Source organism: Sanguibacter gelidistatuariae (genome assembly GCF_900096585.1).
Taxonomy (GTDB): Bacteria; Actinomycetota; Actinomycetes; order Actinomycetales; family Cellulomonadaceae; genus Sanguibacter; species Sanguibacter gelidistatuariae.
This window is the reverse complement of record NZ_FMYH01000002.1, coordinates 86,629-102,739: the sequence shown is the minus strand read 5'-3', so window position 1 is coordinate 102,739 and position 16,111 is coordinate 86,629. Positions and strand designations below refer to the sequence as shown.

The 16,111-nt window shown below is 69.3% G+C and carries 17 protein-coding genes; 13 read left to right on the top strand and 4 right to left on the bottom strand.

The window, feature by feature from the left end; translation table 11 throughout:
- The 4 genes from ribH to BLQ50_RS05225 all read left to right on the top strand — a co-directional run bounded on the left by ribH (position 1) and on the right by BLQ50_RS05225 (position 2,312).
- Positions 1 to 468, top strand: coding sequence for a 6,7-dimethyl-8-ribityllumazine synthase (gene ribH / locus BLQ50_RS05240; RefSeq protein ID WP_093181866.1), 468 nt, complete (start codon positions 1 to 3; stop codon positions 466 to 468).
- Positions 469 to 654: 186 nt separating this feature from the next.
- A complete protein-coding gene (locus BLQ50_RS05235; protein WP_093181864.1) occupies positions 655 to 918 on the top strand; it encodes a phosphoribosyl-ATP diphosphatase in 264 nt (87 codons plus the stop codon).
- A gap of 37 nt (positions 919 to 955) precedes the next feature.
- Positions 956 to 1,804 (top strand): ATP phosphoribosyltransferase, encoded by an 849-nt coding sequence (gene hisG, locus BLQ50_RS05230; protein WP_093181863.1) that lies wholly within the window; start codon positions 956 to 958, stop codon positions 1,802 to 1,804.
- A gap of 49 nt (positions 1,805 to 1,853) precedes the next feature.
- Positions 1,854 to 2,312 (top strand): PH domain-containing protein, encoded by a 459-nt coding sequence (locus BLQ50_RS05225; RefSeq protein WP_093181861.1) that lies wholly within the window; start codon positions 1,854 to 1,856, stop codon positions 2,310 to 2,312.
- A gap of 109 nt (positions 2,313 to 2,421) precedes the next feature.
- Here the strand turns inward: BLQ50_RS05225 and BLQ50_RS05220 are convergent, their stop codons facing one another.
- Positions 2,422 to 4,323 carry a DEAD/DEAH box helicase gene (locus BLQ50_RS05220; protein ID WP_245700914.1) on the bottom strand — a complete coding sequence of 634 codons (1,902 nt, stop codon included), beginning with the start codon at positions 4,321 to 4,323 and terminating at the stop codon, positions 2,422 to 2,424.
- Between the two features lie 350 nt (positions 4,324 to 4,673).
- On the opposite strand from BLQ50_RS05220, the gene clsA reads away from it, so the two are divergent.
- The 7 genes from clsA to BLQ50_RS05185 all read left to right on the top strand — a co-directional run bounded on the left by clsA (position 4,674) and on the right by BLQ50_RS05185 (position 9,683).
- Positions 4,674 to 5,264, top strand: a complete 591-nt coding sequence (clsA, locus tag BLQ50_RS05215; RefSeq protein ID WP_342672050.1) for a cardiolipin synthase ClsA — start codon at positions 4,674 to 4,676, stop codon at positions 5,262 to 5,264.
- Complete coding sequence (locus BLQ50_RS05210; protein WP_093182547.1) at positions 5,264 to 6,121, top strand: DUF881 domain-containing protein; 858 nt, start codon at positions 5,264 to 5,266, stop codon at positions 6,119 to 6,121. Before clsA ends, BLQ50_RS05210 begins: the two co-directional genes overlap by 1 nt.
- Positions 6,122 to 6,143: 22 nt before the next feature.
- Complete coding sequence (locus tag BLQ50_RS05205; protein ID WP_093182545.1) at positions 6,144 to 6,476, top strand: small basic family protein; 333 nt, start codon at positions 6,144 to 6,146, stop codon at positions 6,474 to 6,476.
- Positions 6,473 to 7,270, top strand: coding sequence for a DUF881 domain-containing protein (locus BLQ50_RS05200; protein ID WP_093181858.1), 798 nt, complete (start codon positions 6,473 to 6,475; stop codon positions 7,268 to 7,270). The genes BLQ50_RS05205 and BLQ50_RS05200 overlap by 4 nt, the downstream gene beginning before the upstream one ends.
- A gap of 244 nt (positions 7,271 to 7,514) precedes the next feature.
- Positions 7,515 to 8,015: an FHA domain-containing protein gene (locus BLQ50_RS05195; protein ID WP_093181857.1), complete on the top strand. Its 501-nt coding sequence runs from the start codon at positions 7,515 to 7,517 to the stop codon at positions 8,013 to 8,015.
- Complete coding sequence (ftsR, locus tag BLQ50_RS05190) at positions 8,012 to 8,848, top strand: transcriptional regulator FtsR (RefSeq protein ID WP_245700913.1); 837 nt, start codon at positions 8,012 to 8,014, stop codon at positions 8,846 to 8,848. The genes BLQ50_RS05195 and ftsR overlap by 4 nt, the downstream gene beginning before the upstream one ends.
- A gap of 253 nt (positions 8,849 to 9,101) precedes the next feature.
- A complete protein-coding gene (locus tag BLQ50_RS05185; protein ID WP_093181855.1) occupies positions 9,102 to 9,683 on the top strand; it encodes a MerR family transcriptional regulator in 582 nt (193 codons plus the stop codon).
- A 12-nt stretch (positions 9,684 to 9,695) separates the two neighbouring features.
- Here the strand turns inward: BLQ50_RS05185 and BLQ50_RS05180 are convergent, their stop codons facing one another.
- A complete protein-coding gene (locus tag BLQ50_RS05180; protein ID WP_093181854.1) occupies positions 9,696 to 10,469 on the bottom strand; it encodes a ParA family protein in 774 nt (257 codons plus the stop codon).
- 226 nt (positions 10,470 to 10,695) lie between these two features.
- Between BLQ50_RS05180 and BLQ50_RS05175 the strand changes: the two genes are divergently transcribed.
- Both BLQ50_RS05175 and BLQ50_RS05170 read left to right on the top strand, forming a co-directional pair.
- Positions 10,696 to 14,094, top strand: coding sequence for a pyruvate carboxylase (locus tag BLQ50_RS05175; protein ID WP_093181852.1), 3,399 nt, complete (start codon positions 10,696 to 10,698; stop codon positions 14,092 to 14,094).
- Positions 14,095 to 14,164: 70 nt separating this feature from the next.
- A complete protein-coding gene (locus tag BLQ50_RS05170) occupies positions 14,165 to 14,365 on the top strand; it encodes a hypothetical protein (protein ID WP_139185750.1) in 201 nt (66 codons plus the stop codon).
- 32 nt (positions 14,366 to 14,397) lie between these two features.
- On the opposite strand, the gene BLQ50_RS05165 is transcribed toward BLQ50_RS05170, so the two are convergent.
- On the bottom strand, positions 14,398 to 15,651 hold the full coding sequence (locus BLQ50_RS05165) for a phospholipase D-like domain-containing protein (RefSeq protein WP_217629108.1): 1,254 nt from the start codon (positions 15,649 to 15,651) through the stop codon (positions 14,398 to 14,400).
- A gap of 127 nt (positions 15,652 to 15,778) precedes the next feature.
- Positions 15,779 to 15,961, bottom strand: a complete 183-nt coding sequence (locus tag BLQ50_RS05160) for a hypothetical protein (protein ID WP_093181848.1) — start codon at positions 15,959 to 15,961, stop codon at positions 15,779 to 15,781.
- Positions 15,962 to 16,111 lie beyond the last annotated feature (150 nt).

Below are 16,111 nucleotides of genomic sequence, written 5' to 3'. Positions count from 1 at the left end.
ATGAGCGGAGCAGGAGCACCAACCATCAGTCCCGACGGGACCGGTCTGCGGATCACCGTGATCGCGGCGCAGTGGCACACCGAGATCATGGACGGGCTGCTCGCCGGCGCCCACCGGGCGCTGATCGCGGCCAACGTCACGCACGTCAAGGAGATCCGGGTCCCCGGATCCTTCGAGCTGCCTGTGGCAGCCGTGCGGGCGGCCGAGGCCGGGGCGGACGCGGTCGTGGCGCTCGGCGTCGTCATCCGTGGCGGGACGCCGCACTTCGAGTACGTGTGCCAGGCCGCGACCCTGGGCCTGTCCGACGTCGCGATCCGGACCGGCGTGCCCGTCGGCTTCGGGGTGCTCACCGTCGACGACGAGCAGCAGGCCCTCGACCGGGCTGGTCTCCCCGGCTCCCGTGAGGACAAGGGCGCCGAAGCCGTCGAGGCGGCCATCGCCACGGTGATAGCCCTCCGCTCCCTCTAACCCACCCCCACCCCTCGACGGCCTCCCTGAGTGCACGAAAATGTACGCGACCTGCGGGTGCGACACGCACTTTTTCATGCTCTCAGCGGATGGGGCGGGAGGGGTGGGCCTGGGTGGGATCTCGGGGGAGTGGTCATTTGGCGGACGGGTTGGGGGGCGGGGGCGTTCGGCGTCTAGTCTTGGACCGTGAAGACGTTCGAAGAGCTGTATGCGGAGCTCACCCTCAAGTCCGTGGAACGCCCCGCCGGTTCAGGCACAGTTGCCGAGCTCGACGCCGGGGTCCATGCCATCGGCAAGAAGATCGTCGAAGAGGCCGCCGAGGTGTGGATGGCCGCGGAGTTCCAGTCCGACGCCGAGGCAGCCGAGGAGATCTCCCAGCTGCTCTACCACCTGCAGGTCCTCATGGTCGCCAAGGGACTGAGCCTCGAGGACGTCTACAAGTACCTCTGAGCCTGACCCACTCCTCCGACTCGAACGCGAGAATCCCGTGCTCCGTATTGCCGTCCCCAACAAGGGGTCCCTGTCCGAACCTGCCTCCGACATGCTCCGTGAGGCTGGCTACCGTCAGCGCCGCGACTCCCGCGAGCTGGTCCTCGCCGACCCGGCCAACGACGTCGAGTTCTTCTTCCTGCGCCCCCGCGACGTCGCTGTGTACGTCGGCGCCGGGACCGTCGACGCCGGGATCACCGGCCGTGACCTCATGCTCGACTCCGGGGCCGACGCCGAGGAGCACCTGCCGCTCGGCTTCGCCCGCTCGACCTTCCGCTTCGCCGCACCCGTGGGCGAGATCACCGACATCGCCCAGATCGAGGGCCGCAGCATCGCCACGTCCTACTCGGTCCTGGTACACGACTACCTCCTGGCCCAGGGCATCACGCCCAAGTCGATCGTCCGCCTCGACGGGGCCGTGGAGAGCTCGGTCAAGCTGGGCGTCGCCGAGGTCATCGCCGACGTCGTGGAGACCGGCACGACGCTGCGCGCGGCCGGCCTGGAGATCTTCGGGGACCCGATTCTCAAGTCCGAGGCCGTGCTCATCCGCCGCCGCGGGTCAGATGTCCCGGCGAAGCTCGACCAGCTCACCCGCCGCCTGCAGGGCGTGCTGACCGCCCACGAGTACGTCCTCATGGACTACGACGTCCCCGTCCACCTGGTCGACGCCGCAGTCGCGATCACCCCGGGGCTGGAGTCGCCGACGGTCTCACCGCTGCACGACCGCGACTGGGCCGCGGTCCGGGCGATGGTCCGCCGTGACCAGACGAATGAGGTTATGGACACCCTGTACGAAGTTGGGGCACGTGCGATCCTGGTGACATCGATCCACGCCTGCAGGCTCTGACGATCGGCTGAGACACAGGCTCCGCCCGCAGGCTCGAGGGGAGTGTGTCATGGCGTCGCCCAAGGGCCTCTACGAACCCTTTGCACCGCGGTTTGTCCGGTATATGGCGTGGGCCGCGGTCGTCGTCCTGGTCGGCGGACTCTCGATCGTGCTGTACCTCGCGCCCGGCACCGGTGGGGCGGGTTACAGCGCCGGCAACGTGGTCGGCCTGACGCTCGTCGTGCTCGCCGGGTGCGTCTTTCTGTGGCGGCAGGCCACGGTCCGCGCCACGGTCGACACGACCGGGATCAAGGTCCGCAACCTCTTCTGGGTACGCACCTACGACTGGCCCCACATCGTCGCGGTCACGTACGGCTCGGGGGACCCGTGGGTCATGCTCGAGCTCTCCGACGGGCATCGCACGGCGATGATGGCGATCCAGCGCTCCGACGGACGGTATGCCGCACGCGAGGTCGAACGGCTGGACTCGCTGGTCACCCTGCACGGGGAATCGCACAGCACTCATTGAGCGAGCTCCAGCACGCGGCGCCCACGCACGCAGAAGGCCGGGCCCCATCGGGACCCGGCCTTGCGTAGCTCAGCCTGACTCAGTCGCGCGCACTCACGCGCGCATCAGGTCAGTAGCGCGGCGTGCGCTCTGAACGGTCGTACCCGGTGCGCTCGGTCGGGCGCTCGAAGCGCTCCTCGCGACGACCGGACGGCGCGCTGTTGCGCGGTCCGCTGTGGGTGCTGCTGGGAGCAGATCCGCTGCGCGGTCCGCGGGAGACCGCGGGGCCGTCGTCGAGCTTGATGCGCAGCGCCTTGCCGGCCACGCGGGCCCGGGAGATGCGGTCGATCGTCTCGTTGTCGAGCGGGGTCGCGATGTCGACGAGGGAGAAGCTCGGGAAGATGTCGATCTTGCCGAGGTCCTTGCCCGAGAGGCCACCCTCGTTGGTCAGTGCGCCGACGATCCCGCTCGGCTGGGCGCCGTGGGTGTGGCCGACCGAGAGACGGTAACGGGTTCCGACGACGTCGCGGCGGGCTCCGCCGGCACGCGGGGACCGGGGTCCGTCGTCACGACGCTCGCGAGGACCGCGGTCGCGGTCGTTGGCGTCCCGCGCGTCGCGGGTCTTGCGCTCGTTGCGGGCCTCGGCGCGCTGGGCCTCGAACGCGGCCTCTTCCTCGCGAGCCTTGGGGCCGTCGTCGCCCACCGCGAGGGCGGCGAGGATGGCGGCGAGCTCGGCGGGGTCGGTGCCTTCGTGCGTCTCGAGGTACTCACGGACCAGGTCGACGTACATCGACAGGCGGCCGGCCTCGCGACGCTCGTCGATGCGGGCCAGGGTCTGACGGACCTTGTGCGCGGAGACGTCGGCGGGGGAGGGGATCTCGATCTCGACGAGCTGCTGACGGATCGTCCGCTCGATCTGCTTGAGGCGGCCACGCTCGTTCGGGGTGACGAAGGAGAGCGCGGTGCCCGTGCGTCCGGCGCGGCCGGTACGGCCGATGCGGTGCACGTAGGCCTCGGGCTCGCCCGGGATGTCGAAGTTTACGACAAGACCGATGCGGTCGACGTCGAGGCCGCGGGCCGCGACGTCCGTCGCGACGAGGACGTCGAGGGCGCCTGCGCGCAGGCGCTCGACGATCTTCTCGCGGTCCTTCTGTGCGACGTCACCGGAGATGGTGGCGGCCGAGATGCCGCGCTCGATCAGCGCGGAGCCGACCTCTTCGGCTGCGCCGCGGGTGCGGCAGAAGACGATTGCGGCCTCGGCGTCGGACGTGGCCAGGACGCGGGTGAGCGAGCCGATCTTGTGACGGAAGGGCACGACGGCGAACTGCTGGGTGACGCCCGTGACGGTTGAGGACTGACGCGAGACGGCGATCTCGATCGGCTGACGCAGGTGGTGCGCGGCGACGCGGCGGATCTGGGGAGGCATGGTCGCGGAGAACAAGGCGACCTGGCGCTCGACCGGAGCGGCTCCGAAGACCTTCTCGACGTCCTCGGCGAAGCCCATACGGAGCATCTCGTCGGCCTCGTCCAGGACGAGGAAGCGGATGGCGCCCAGCTTGAGGGTGCCGCGCTCGAGGTGGTCGATCACGCGACCGGGGGTTCCGACGACAACCTGCGCGCCGCGGGAGAGTGCGCGGGCCTGCGGGGGGTACGGGGATCCGCCGTAGACCGCGACGACCTCGATGCCGGGGAGGTGCTTGGCGAAGGTCTCGATCGCCTCGGCGACCTGCATGGCCAGCTCACGGGTCGGTGCAAGCACAAGTGCCTGCGTCTGGTGCAGGTCGGGGTCGATCGCGGCGAGCAGCGGCAGGCCGAAGGCCGCCGTCTTGCCGGTTCCCGTCTGGGCCACGCCGGTGATGTCGTGGCCGGCAAGCAGAGCGGGGATCGCCTCGGCCTGGATCGAGGAGGGGATCGTGAACCCGAGGTCGAGGACCGCAGAGAGCAGCTCAGCTGGAAGGCCGAGGTCTGCGAAAGACACGGTGGGGGCGTCGGGCGCGCTGTTTGCGGGCGCAGCAGTGTCGACAGAAGTCATAAAAGAGCAACCAACCATTCAGTGGTGTGGGGAGCGATAGGACAGCTCGAGTGAGCCGAACCGGCGTCGCAATCCCGAAAACACACACTGGGCCAAGTCAGGCCACTGACACGCACACACGCGGGACTCGCGACAAACTCCGAGGAATGCTCCTACTGTACGTGGTCGGCCCCATCCGGGTCGAGCCTCTCGCCGGTGACCTCGACCACAGGTCAACTCGTGTCCATATCGTTGTCATATATTCCGGCTCGGGGCACGGGTCGCAGGTGCGACGCTCATAAGATAGCCAGCAGTGCAGGCAGCGGCACACAGCGGAAGTGCGTAAGCACGCGAAGGATGGTCGGTCGGCGGTGAGTGAGGCGCAGGAGCAGCACGTGAGCACCCGGGTGCTCACGGTCCCCAACATGATCAGCATGCTCCGGCTTGCGCTCGTGCCGGTCTTCGCGGTGCTCATCGTCGGGTCGCACGACGTCGCTGCGGTCGTGGTGCTCGCGTTCTCGGCGCTCACCGACTGGCTGGACGGCGTCGCGGCCCGGATGCTCAATCAGGTGTCCAAGCTCGGCCAGGTGCTCGACCCGGCCGCGGACCGGCTGTTCATCCTCGTCACTCTCGTGGCGCTGGCCTGGCGCGAGATCGTCCCGCTCTGGCTGCTCGTGCTCATCCTCGGGCGCGACGTGGTCATGATGTGCCTGCTGCCCGGGTTGACCCGGCTCGGCTACGGGCCGCTCCCGGTGAACTTCGTCGGCAAGGCGGCGACCTTCGCCCTGCTCTATGCCTTCCCGCTGCTGCTGCTGGCCGAGATGCCCGGCGCGCTGGGGGCGTGGGCGGCGGCTCTCGGGTGGGCCTTCGCCTGGTGGGGTGTGGGCCTGTACTGGTACTCCGGTGCCGGCTACGTGGTCCAGGCGCGCGAGCTGATCCGGGCCGCCGGGGCACCGTCATGATGCCCGACGCCGACCCGGCCCAGCCGCGTCCCGCCCGCGCCGTCGACGCGTCGATGACCCTCCTCAACGAGGTCATGCACCGCCCGCTCGACCCCGGCTACGCCGCGGCGGCGGGGCGTCGGGCACGGGGGGAGGAAGCGCCGCGCGCCGCCGTCACGATCGTGGTGCTCCTCGTCGTGGCGATCGTGCTGGGCTTCGGGACCGCCCGGGCGGCGATCGAGCTGCGCAAGCCGCAGCCCGGCGTGGTGGCGGCCCGGACGCTCCTGCAGGACGAGATCACCAGCACCCGCGCGGAGGTCGCCACCCTGACCGCCCAGAATGCCGCACTGGGGACGTCGATCGACACCCTGCGGGACTCCGCGCTGGAGTTCGTGGACCCCGAGCTGGTGCGCACCGTAGCCCTGGACGGCTTCACCAACGGGACGGTCGCGGCCAAAGGGCCAGGGATCACCGTGACCGTCGCGGACGGCGCCGATGCAGCCACGGACCCGGCCGCCTTCGTGCAGGACTCCGACCTGCAGTCGGTCGTCAACGCGCTGTGGTCGGCGGGCGCGGAGGCGATCGCAATCAACGGCCAGCGGCTCACTGCGACCACCTCGATCCGCAGCGCCGGCAGCGCCATCCTTGTTGACCTCGTCGGGGTCGCCGGGCCGTATGAGGTCGTCGCGATCGGCAACCGGAACGATCTCGAGACCGGCCTGGCCCGATCTTCGGCGGCGCAGCAGCTCAGTGCCCTGGGATCCCAGTACGGGATCAAGACCAGCGTGGCCACGCACGAGGACCTCCTCGTACCCGCGGGGCCGACTCGGGTGCTGTTCTCGGCACAGCCCCTCGGCACGGACAATGGTGACAAGTGACTACAGCATGGGGGAGTACAACGTGATTCCGGTCTTCGGGCTCTTGATCGGGATAGCTGCTGGATTGTTCCTGGAACCGACGGTTCCGGTCTACCTCCAGCCCTATCTTCCGATCGCGGTCGTCGCTGCCCTCGACGCCCTCTTCGGCGGGCTGCGCGCCCTGCTGGACGGCATGTTCGACGACAAGGTCTTTCTCGTCTCGTTCTTGTCCAACGTGGTCGTCGCCGCCCTCATCGTCTTCCTCGGCGACCAGCTCGGGGTCGGCACCCAGCTCTCGACCGGCGTCGTCGTCGTGCTCGGCATCCGCATCTTCTCCAACGCTGCGGCGATCCGTCGGCACCTGTTCAAGGCATGAGCAAGCACGAGGAGCCCGACGACGCGGCCGCCAGTCCCGCAGACGCCCCGTCGACAGAGACCGCGCCCCGGCCCCCGATGACCGCGTGGCGCCGGGTCCGTGGCGCCTGGAGGCCGCGGGCGACCCGTGCGCAGATCCTGGCCGCGATCCTGTGTGCGGTGCTCGGCTTCGCGCTCGTCGTGCAGCTCCGCCAGACCCAGCAGGACGAGTTCGCGGGTCTGCGCCAGTCGGACCTGGTGCGCATCCTCGACGACGTGAACCGGCGGTCAGACGCCCTCGAGCGCGAGGCGGCGGCCCTGCGCGAGACGGAGTTCGAGCTGCAGTCGGGAAGCGACTCCCAGCGAGCGGCGATCGAGCTTGCCGAGCAGAACGTCGCCGTGCAGGGAATCCTGTCGGGCCGGTTGCCAGCCGAGGGGCCCGGCCTGGAGATCACGATCGTGGAGGGCACCAAGCGGATCACGGCGGCCCGACTGTTCAACGTCCTGGAGGAACTGCGCAACGCCGGCGCCGAGGCGATCGATGTCAATGGCATCCGGATGGTCACCAGCAGCTACTTCACCGACGCCGACCAGGGGGTCGTGATCGACGGGATCCCGGTCTCCGCGCCCTACCGGTGGTCGGTGATCGGCGACCCGCAGACGCTCGAGCCGGCCATCGCGATCCCCGGCGGCGCCATGGCGACGATCACCACGAACGGCGGCCGCACCACGATCCAGCAGAAGACGCTGGTGGAGATCCGCTCGGTCCGCGAGCCGGCCGAGCCCAAGTACGCCACGCCAGACGTCGGCGACTGATCCGGCCGGTCAAGACGACCGGCGTGTAGCGTGCAAGAGTATCGGGGGACTTCTGTCTTGGGCGGTTCACCTCTAAGGTTGTCCTTAAGAGGTTCCGACCACTCACAGATGCGGGTCGCCTGCCGATGATGTAGTCGGTGCGGACACAGTCGGACGTCCGCGCAGTGACGTGAGCGGCATGAGCGGCATGAGCGGCACAGCAGTGACGTAGGCAGTGATGTATTCGCAGTGACCAGGAGGCGACATGACCAGCAGCACCGGACACCCAGGGGGACCGGGTCTGCCCGACAGCTCCGCACTGTCAGGTCTCGGGGACACCACGATCAGCTTCGGGACACCCGTCGCAGACGAGGTCCTCGGCGCCGGCGGACTCACGGCCGAGCAGCAGGCCGCCGTGGCGGCCCTGCCGCGGACCTCGGCGCTGCTCATCATGCAGCGCGGCCAGAGCGGAGGCTCTCGCTTCCTGCTCGACGCCGAGCGCACGGTCGCCGGTCGCAGCGAGCAGGCGGACATCTTCCTCGACGACGTGACCGTCTCCCGCAAGCACGTGGAGTTCGTCCGCGAGCTCGACGACTTCGTCGTCCGGGACATCGGCTCCCTCAACGGCACCTACGTCAATCGCGTGCGGATCGACTCTGCGCTGCTCAAGGCTGGTGACGAGGTGCAGATCGGGAAGTACCGCATGCTCTTCTACCCGAGCCCGCTGACTCGCGACGCGTCGACCGACGAACCGGTTGCCGAGTGAGCGCTGCGCGCTCTCCGCATGACAACAGCGGGCACGACAACAGCGGGCACGCCAACAGCAGGCAGGGCGACGCCGGTCAGCACGACGGCGCGCCTCAGGACGGTGCCCCGGCGGACGTCGTCGTCGAGCGCACGTGGCCGCACGGGATCTCCCGTGAGGCCTCCATGCGGATCTCCGACGTGCTCTCCAGCCTGCGCATGGAGTTCCCGGCGATCAGCCACTCCAAGCTGCGCTTCCTCGAGGAACAGGGCCTGGTCGAACCGGTGCGCACCGCCTCCGGGTACCGCAAGTACAGCCCGGCCGACGTCGCGCGTCTGCGCTTCGTGCTCATCGAACAGCGTGACCGCTATCTGCCGCTCAAGGTGATCAAGGGCAAGCTCGCCGCCCTCGATGCGGGCGTGGCGAGCAGCGACCAGCCGCTCATCCCGCGCCTGATCGCCCGCGACGGCGAGTCCGCCGCCGTCCGGACCCAGAGCAGCACGGAGGCGCTGGCCGCCTCGTGCGGCGTGGCTGCCACACTCGTGGAGGCATTGGTGGGCGCCGGGATCGTGCGCCCGGACGGGCTCGGTCACTTCGACGCTGCGGCCCAGGAGATCGTCCAGCTGGCCGCTGGGCTCGGCGAGTTCGGCATCGAACCACGCCATCTTCGCTCCCTGCGCACTGCGGCAGAACGCCATATCGACCTCATCGACCAGGTCGTCTCACCGCTGCGCGGGCAGCACGCGCCCTCGGCCCGCGGCCAGGCCGGGGCGACCGCCGCCGAGCTCGGTGAGATGTTTGCCCGCCTGCACACCGCGTGGGTGCGCCAGGGCGTGGGAGACCTCCCCGGCTGAGCCCGTCACGACCGTCGTTGCGACCGCTTCTCTGACCGCCACGGCGCGACACGCCAGAACTCCTGCCGCGATGGTCGTTGACCCCGCCCCACCCGGGCCATAGCGTGGGCCTGTCATCGGATGGCGCAGGATCTGCGCCAGCGACACGAGATCCCCTCTCGCTGAGCATCTGCAGTCCACGGAATCGTGTCACCATGGAAGCAGCACTGCGCCGAGTCCGGTTGGCAGGGCGGCTTGAGACGGAGGCAGACAAGTGAGTGGTAGCGGACACGACGGCGGCCCGGGTGGGGCACCCGTCACGCGCACCCAGGGTCTCCTCTTCGACGAGGACCTCCCCAGCCGCAACGAGTCGATCGGCTACCGCGGCCCCACTGCGTGCCGCGCGGCTGGGATCACCTACCGCCAGCTCGACTACTGGGCGCGGACCGGGCTGGTCGAGCCGACCGTGCGCTCTGCGACTGGATCGGGGACGCACCGGCTGTACAGCTTCCGTGACGTGCTTGTCCTCAAGGTCGTCAAGCGGCTCCTCGACACGGGTGTCTCCCTGCAGCAGATCCGCACCGCGGTGGTCCACCTGCGCGAGCGCGGGGTCGAGGACCTCGCCGAGCTCACCCTCATGAGCGACGGGGCCTCCGTCTACGAGTGCACGTCGGCCGACGAGGTCATCGACCTCGTCCAGGGCGGACAGGGAGTCTTCGGGATCGCCGTCGGACGCGTCTGGCGCGAGGTCGAGGGCACGCTCGCGACCCTGCCGACCGAGCGTCTCGACGACCCCGTGGTCGACGCCGGTCACGACGAGCTGTCGGTGCGCCGGCAGGCCCGCTCGGCGGGCTAGCGGCTCCCTCCCTCACGCCTCGGACATCGCCCGCATCCCACGGGCCAGGATCGAGTCGAAGGCCTGTGCCAGCTCCGCGGCAGAGGCTCCCGGCCAGTCGTGGATCGACCGCCCAGCGCCTTGTGCCTGCTGCATGGCAGCCCGTTCCGGGATCATCGGGGACAGGATCAGCGGTCCGAACATGCCCTCGAGCTCGGCCTGGCGGTATGCCTGCTCGCTCGAACGTGCGCGGACCCGGTTGATGACCACGCCGAGCGGCTGCAGATGGGGTGCCGAGCTGCGGCGGAGGTCGTCGATGGCTTTGAAGGCACGGGCCGCCGCGGTCACCGAGAAGAGCCCGGGCTCGGTGACCACGAGCGCACGGTCGCAGGCGGTCAGGCCCTGTCGGGTAAGGCCGCCGAGAGACGGCGGGCAGTCGATGATCACCAGGTCGTACTCGTCCAGGGTGTCCAGGGCGGTCGCGAGCCGGCCGAGCCGGTGCTCGTAGGTGGGCCCGTCGTGACGCGCGGAGTCGGCCGATCCCATGAGGACGTCAAGCATGTCCGGGTCCCAGCTCGAGACGGCGAGCGCCGACTTCACGACGTAGTCGGCCGGGTTGTCCAGGACTGCGGCGACGTCCTGCGCGGCCGCCCCGGTGGCACCGAGGGCGAGCGTGGTGTCCGCCTGCGGGTCGAGGTCGACCACAAGCGTCCGCAGGCCGGCGGCGACCGCCGCCGACGCGAGACCGAGGGTGATGGACGTCTTGCCGACGCCGCCTTTCAAGCTGCACACTCCGAGCACGGGCACGAGGGGACACGGTCCTTCCGGCGGGAACTCCACCTAGTTCGATGCCGTCGCTCGTCGCGCTGTCGACTGGTGACAGGGGCGAGCTGAGGCCTTTCATGCGGGATCAGCGTACCGAACGCCGAGATTTCTCCGCGTTCGTGGCCGTGGCCGGCGAGAATCATGGGAAGATCGACGGAATCTCACGCCTGCGGACTGCGTGGGATCTTGTCGAATGATGGGATAACGCGTGTTCTCCAAGGTGCTGGTTGCCAACCGAGCCGAGATCGCCGTGCGTGCGTTCCGGGCCGCCTACGAGATGGGGGCCCGCACCGTCGCGGTCTTCCCGCAGGAGGATCGAAACTCTGAGCACCGCCTCAAGGCCGACGAGGCATACCTCATCGGCGAAGCTGGCCACCCGGTCCGGGCATACCTGAACATCGAAGAGATCGTGCGGGTCGCCAAGGACTCCGGGGCGGACGCGGTCTACCCCGGCTACGGCTTCCTCTCGGAGAACCCGGACCTCGCCCGGGCCTGCGTCGACGCAGGCCTGACGTTCATCGGCCCGCCGGCCGAGGTGCTCGAGCTGGCCGGCAACAAGGTCCGTGCGCTCAAGGCCGCCCGTGCCGCTGGCATCCCTGTCCTCGCCTCCTCGGAGCCCTCGGCCGACGTCGACGAGCTGATCGCCGCGGCCGACGTGATCGGTTTCCCGCTCTTCGCCAAGGCGGTCGCCGGCGGAGGTGGTCGCGGCATGCGCCGCGTCGCCAATCGCGAGGACCTCCCCGAGGCCCTCGCGGCTGCCATGCGGGAGGCAGAGGGCGCCTTCGGCGACCCGACGATGTTCCTCGAGCAGGCGGTCCTGCGACCCCGGCACATCGAGGTCCAGATCCTCGCGGACGGCGAGGGCAACATCGTGCACCTCTTCGAGCGGGACTGCTCGGTCCAGCGTCGCCACCAGAAGGTCATCGAGATCGCCCCGGCTCCGAACCTCGACCCTGCGATCCGGGATGCGCTGTGCGCGGACGCGGTGACATTCGCCCGGTCCATCGGCTACCAGAACGCCGGGACGGTCGAGTTCCTGCTCGACACGGTGGGGGAGCGGGCCGGTCAGCACGTGTTCATCGAGATGAACCCGCGCATCCAGGTCGAGCACACGGTCACCGAGGAGGTCACCGACATCGACCTGGTCTCCTCCCAGATGCGGATCGCGGCCGGAGAGACCCTCGAAGACCTCGGCATCCGTCAGGAGGACATCCGGGTCAACGGGGCCGCCCTGCAGACCCGCATCACGACCGAGGACCCCTCCAACGGCTTCCGCCCCGACACCGGCCGGATCGTGGCCTACCGCTCACCGGGCGGCGCGGGCGTCCGCCTGGACGGCGCGACGGCGACCGCGGGCTCGGAGATCACCGGTCACTTCGACTCCATGCTCGTCAAGCTCACCTGCCGAGGCCGCGACTACCCGACGGCGGTGCGCCGCGCGCGCCGCGCGCTGGCAGAGTTCCGCATCCGTGGCATCCGCACGAACATCCCCTTCCTCCAGGCCGTGCTGTCCGACGACGAGTTCGTCGCGGGAAACCTGTCGACGTCGTTCATCGACGAGCGCCCCGAGCTGCTCGTGGCCCGGGAGAGCGCCGACCGCGGCACGAAGCTGCTGGCCTTCCTCGGTGACGTCACCGTGAACCGTCCGCACGGATCGGGGCGGGGGGCGATCGACCCGCGGGCCAAGCTGCCCATGTGCGACGTGAGCGCGCCGGCGCCCGCCGGGACCCGGCAGAGCCTGCTCGAGCTCGGACCCGAGGGCTTCGCCCGGGCGCTGCGCGCCCAGACGGCGGTCGCGGTGACCGACACGACGTTCCGCGACGCCCACCAGTCGTTGCTCGCCACCCGGGTGCGCACCCACGACCTCGAGGTCGTGGCGCCGTACGTGGCGCGGATGATTCCCGGGCTGTTCTCGGTCGAGGCGTGGGGCGGGGCGACGTACGACGTCGCGCTGCGCTTCCTCGGGGAGGACCCGTGGGACCGCCTGACCAAGCTCCGCGCCGCGCTGCCCAACGTGGCCCTGCAGATGCTGCTGCGCGGGCGCAACACGGTCGGCTACACCCCGTACCCGACCGAGGTGACGGAAGCCTTCGTCCGCGAGGCGGCGGCGTCGGGCATCGACATCTTCCGGATCTTCGACGCGCTCAACGACGTCGAGCAGATGCGACCCGCGATCGAGGCCGTGCGGGCGACCGGCACGGCCGTGGCCGAGGTCGCCCTGTGCTACACCGGGAACCTGCTCGACCCAGCTGAGACCCTGTACACCCTCGACTACTACCTCGAGCTGGCTGAGCGGATCGTGGACGCCGGCGCGCACATCCTGGCGATCAAGGACATGGCCGGTCTGCTGCGTCCGGCGGCCGCGGTCAAGCTGGTCACCGCGCTGCGTGAGCGCTTCGACCTCCCCGTCCACCTGCACACCCACGACACGACCGGCGGCCAGATGGGCACCATCATGGCCGCGGTCGAGGCCGGGGTGGACGCGGTCGACGTGGCGTCGGCCGCGATGGCGGGGACCACGAGCCAGCCACCGATGTCCGCCCTGGTGGCGAGCCTCGAGCACACCCCGCGGGACACCGGGCTCTCGCTCGCCGCCGTGTGCGACCTCGAGCCGTACTGGGAGGCCGTGCGCCGGCTGTACGCACCCTTCGAGTCCGGCCTGGTCGGCCCGACCGGTCGCGTCTACACCCACGAGATCCCCGGTGGGCAGCTGTCCAACCTGCGCCAGCAGGCGATCGCGCTGGGCCTGGGTGACCAGTTCGAGCAGATCGAGGCGACCTATGCCGCTGCGGACCGGATCCTCGGCCGCCTGGTCAAGGTGACGCCGTCGTCGAAGGTCGTGGGGGACCTGGCTCTCCAGCTCGTGGCCCGCGGCGCGGACCCGGCGGACTTCGCCGCGAATCCGCAGGACTATGACATCCCGGACTCCGTGATCGCCTTCCTCGGTGGCGAGCTCGGTGATCCCCCCGGTGGCTGGCCCGAGCCCTTCCGCACGAAGGCGCTGGCCGGGCGGACCGTGCGCGACGCGATCAACCCGCTCACCGAGCAGGACCTCGCCGACCTCGCCGGGTCGTCGCAGGTGCGCCGGGACCGGCTCAATCACCTGCTCTTCGCCGGGCCGACGAAGGACTTCCTCACCACCCAGGCCAAGTTCGGTGACGTCAGCGTGCTGGACACGTCCAACTACCTGTACGGGCTCGAGCGCGGCGACGAGGTCGAGATCGCCCTCGCGCGCGGCGTGCGGCTGCACGTCGGCCTCGAGGCCGTCGGCGAGCCGGACGTGCGCGGCATGCGCTCCGTGATGTTCACCTTGAACGGCCAGCTCCGTCCGATCCAGGTCCGTGACATGCGCATCGCGGTGGACAGCTCTCTGGCACAGAAGGCCGATCTGGACACCCCGGGTCAGATCGCGGCGCCGTTCGCAGGGGCTGTGACGCCCGTGGTCCAGGAGGGCCAGCGGGTCGAGGCGGGTCAGACGGTGGCCACGGTCGAGGCGATGAAGATGGAGGCCTCGATCACCACCCCGGTGGCCGGAACGGTCCAGCGCCTGGTGATCGGCGCTGTCCAGCAGCTCGAGGGCGGCGACCTGGTCATGGTCATCTCCTAGCGGATCCAGGTGGCGGGTGGGGGAGATGGTGCCTAGCGTGGTCGTCACCGGATCTGAGGAGGACACGCACATGAATGCTCACCACGAGGGACTTGATGCTTCCGACCATCTAGCTGGCCCCGATCGCGACGGGCTCGACGGGCAGGCCGAGGAGGTGGCACGCCGGCTGCACTCCGCCCATCCTGAGTTTGACGAGGTCCGCCTGCTCGAGGACGACGAGACCATCCCGCCTCGCCCTGAGGAGCTCGTGGCGGACGCCTCCCGCGAGTGAGCAGCGTGCAGGCGACCCAGGCCTAACCGGGCTCAGAGCAGCGGGCTCAGCGGGGTGAGGATGAGCTCGCCGATCTTGGCGACGGGGGAGCGTCGCTCCCAGTCGTCGAGCAGGAGCTGGCGGCAGTTGCTCAGGTCGACCGCGAAGATGTCCTCCATCTGGGCGGCGAGCGTCTCGTCGTAGATGGCCATGTTGATCTCGTAGTTGCCGGTCAGGCTCAGCCGGTCGATGTTCGCCGTGCCGATCGTGGTCCACTGCCCGTCTACGGTGGCCGTCTTGGCGTGGACCATCGCGTTTCGGTACAGCCAGATGCTCACCCCGGCCCGCAGCAGCTGGGAGTAGAGCCCGCGGGAGAGCCAGTCGGTGAGCACGTGGTTGGACGCCTCGGGCACCACGATCCGGACGTCGACGCCGCGACGCGCCGCGGCGACGATGACCGCCAGCAGCTCGCGGTCGGGGATGAAGTACGCCTGGGTCAGGTAGACGTGATGGGTGGACCGGCGGATCGCCTCGAGGTAGAGGTTGCGAATCGGGTATACCCGGCGTACCGGTGCATTGCGCGCGGCCTGGAGTCGGGGCGCCCAGACCTCGGTCCCGGGGGAGGGGATCGTGGGGTTGGCGCCGCGCAGGTTGAGGTTCCAGAAGTCGATGAACGCGCTGGAGAGCTCCCACACGGCCGGGCCGGTGAGCTTGAGGTGGGTGTCGCGCCACTGGGTCGCGTACAGGGTGCCGATGTTGTACCCGCCGACAAAACCGATCTCGTCGTCGACGACGAGGATCTTGCGGTGGTCGCGCCCGGTGTGCTTGATGTCCATGAGGAGGACCTGCGGGCGGAAGATCGGGTACTCGAGGACGTGGATCGGTTCGGGGAACCGGAAGAAGCGCCGGGGGACCACGAGGTTGGCGAAGCCGTCGTAGACGACAAACACCTCGACGCCGCGCGCGGACGCCTCGATGAGTGCGTCCTTGAAGGTCTGACCGACCTCGTCGCCCTTCCAGATGTAGGTCTCGATGAAGATGCGGGTCTTCGCCGCGTGGATCGCCGCGATCATCTCGGCGTAGAGGTCTTCGCCGAAGGAAAACACCGTGGTGGTCGAGTCGCCGATGGTCGTCGTCAGCGGTCGCGCGTGCGGAAACACCGCTTTGCGCGATTCCGTCCGTTTCTTCCAGTGGTCGAGGGCGACAATCGCGCCAGCCACCACGAACGGCGCGACCGCTGAGGTTATCAGGGCACGCTTGAGCGTCTTCTGGGCGAACCGCATGGCGCTCTGTTCGACATCATCCACTCGACGAACATAGCCGACGAGCAGGTGAGCGGCGTCCCGTCCGCAGAGAGGGACCGGGTTCGCATCGCCGTAATGTCATAAGATACATTATCGGCTGGATGAACGGTGGGGCAGAAGTGGCCCGAAATCAACTGACTGAGGGGCTGCGGACCTTCTCGCGCATGGGGGCAAGGATCTGCCTGTGTGTGATCAATGAGGTCCATCGTGCTGCGATGGAGTTCGACCCGATCTCCGTGGACAGCATCTGCTGTTGGCCATGCAGCAGCCGGCCCTGGTCGAGAATCTGCGCCATCGCCATCGCCATCGCCACGGGGGTTCGGTCGGCGGGCTGGAGGCTGTGGCGCGGACGACGCAGCAGAACGTCCCGTACAAGCTCGCGGGCCTGGAGTGTCGATCAAGTGGGACCAGAGGGCGTTGGCGACGTTATGTCTAAGTTATCACGCTTACTACGCTGTACGCT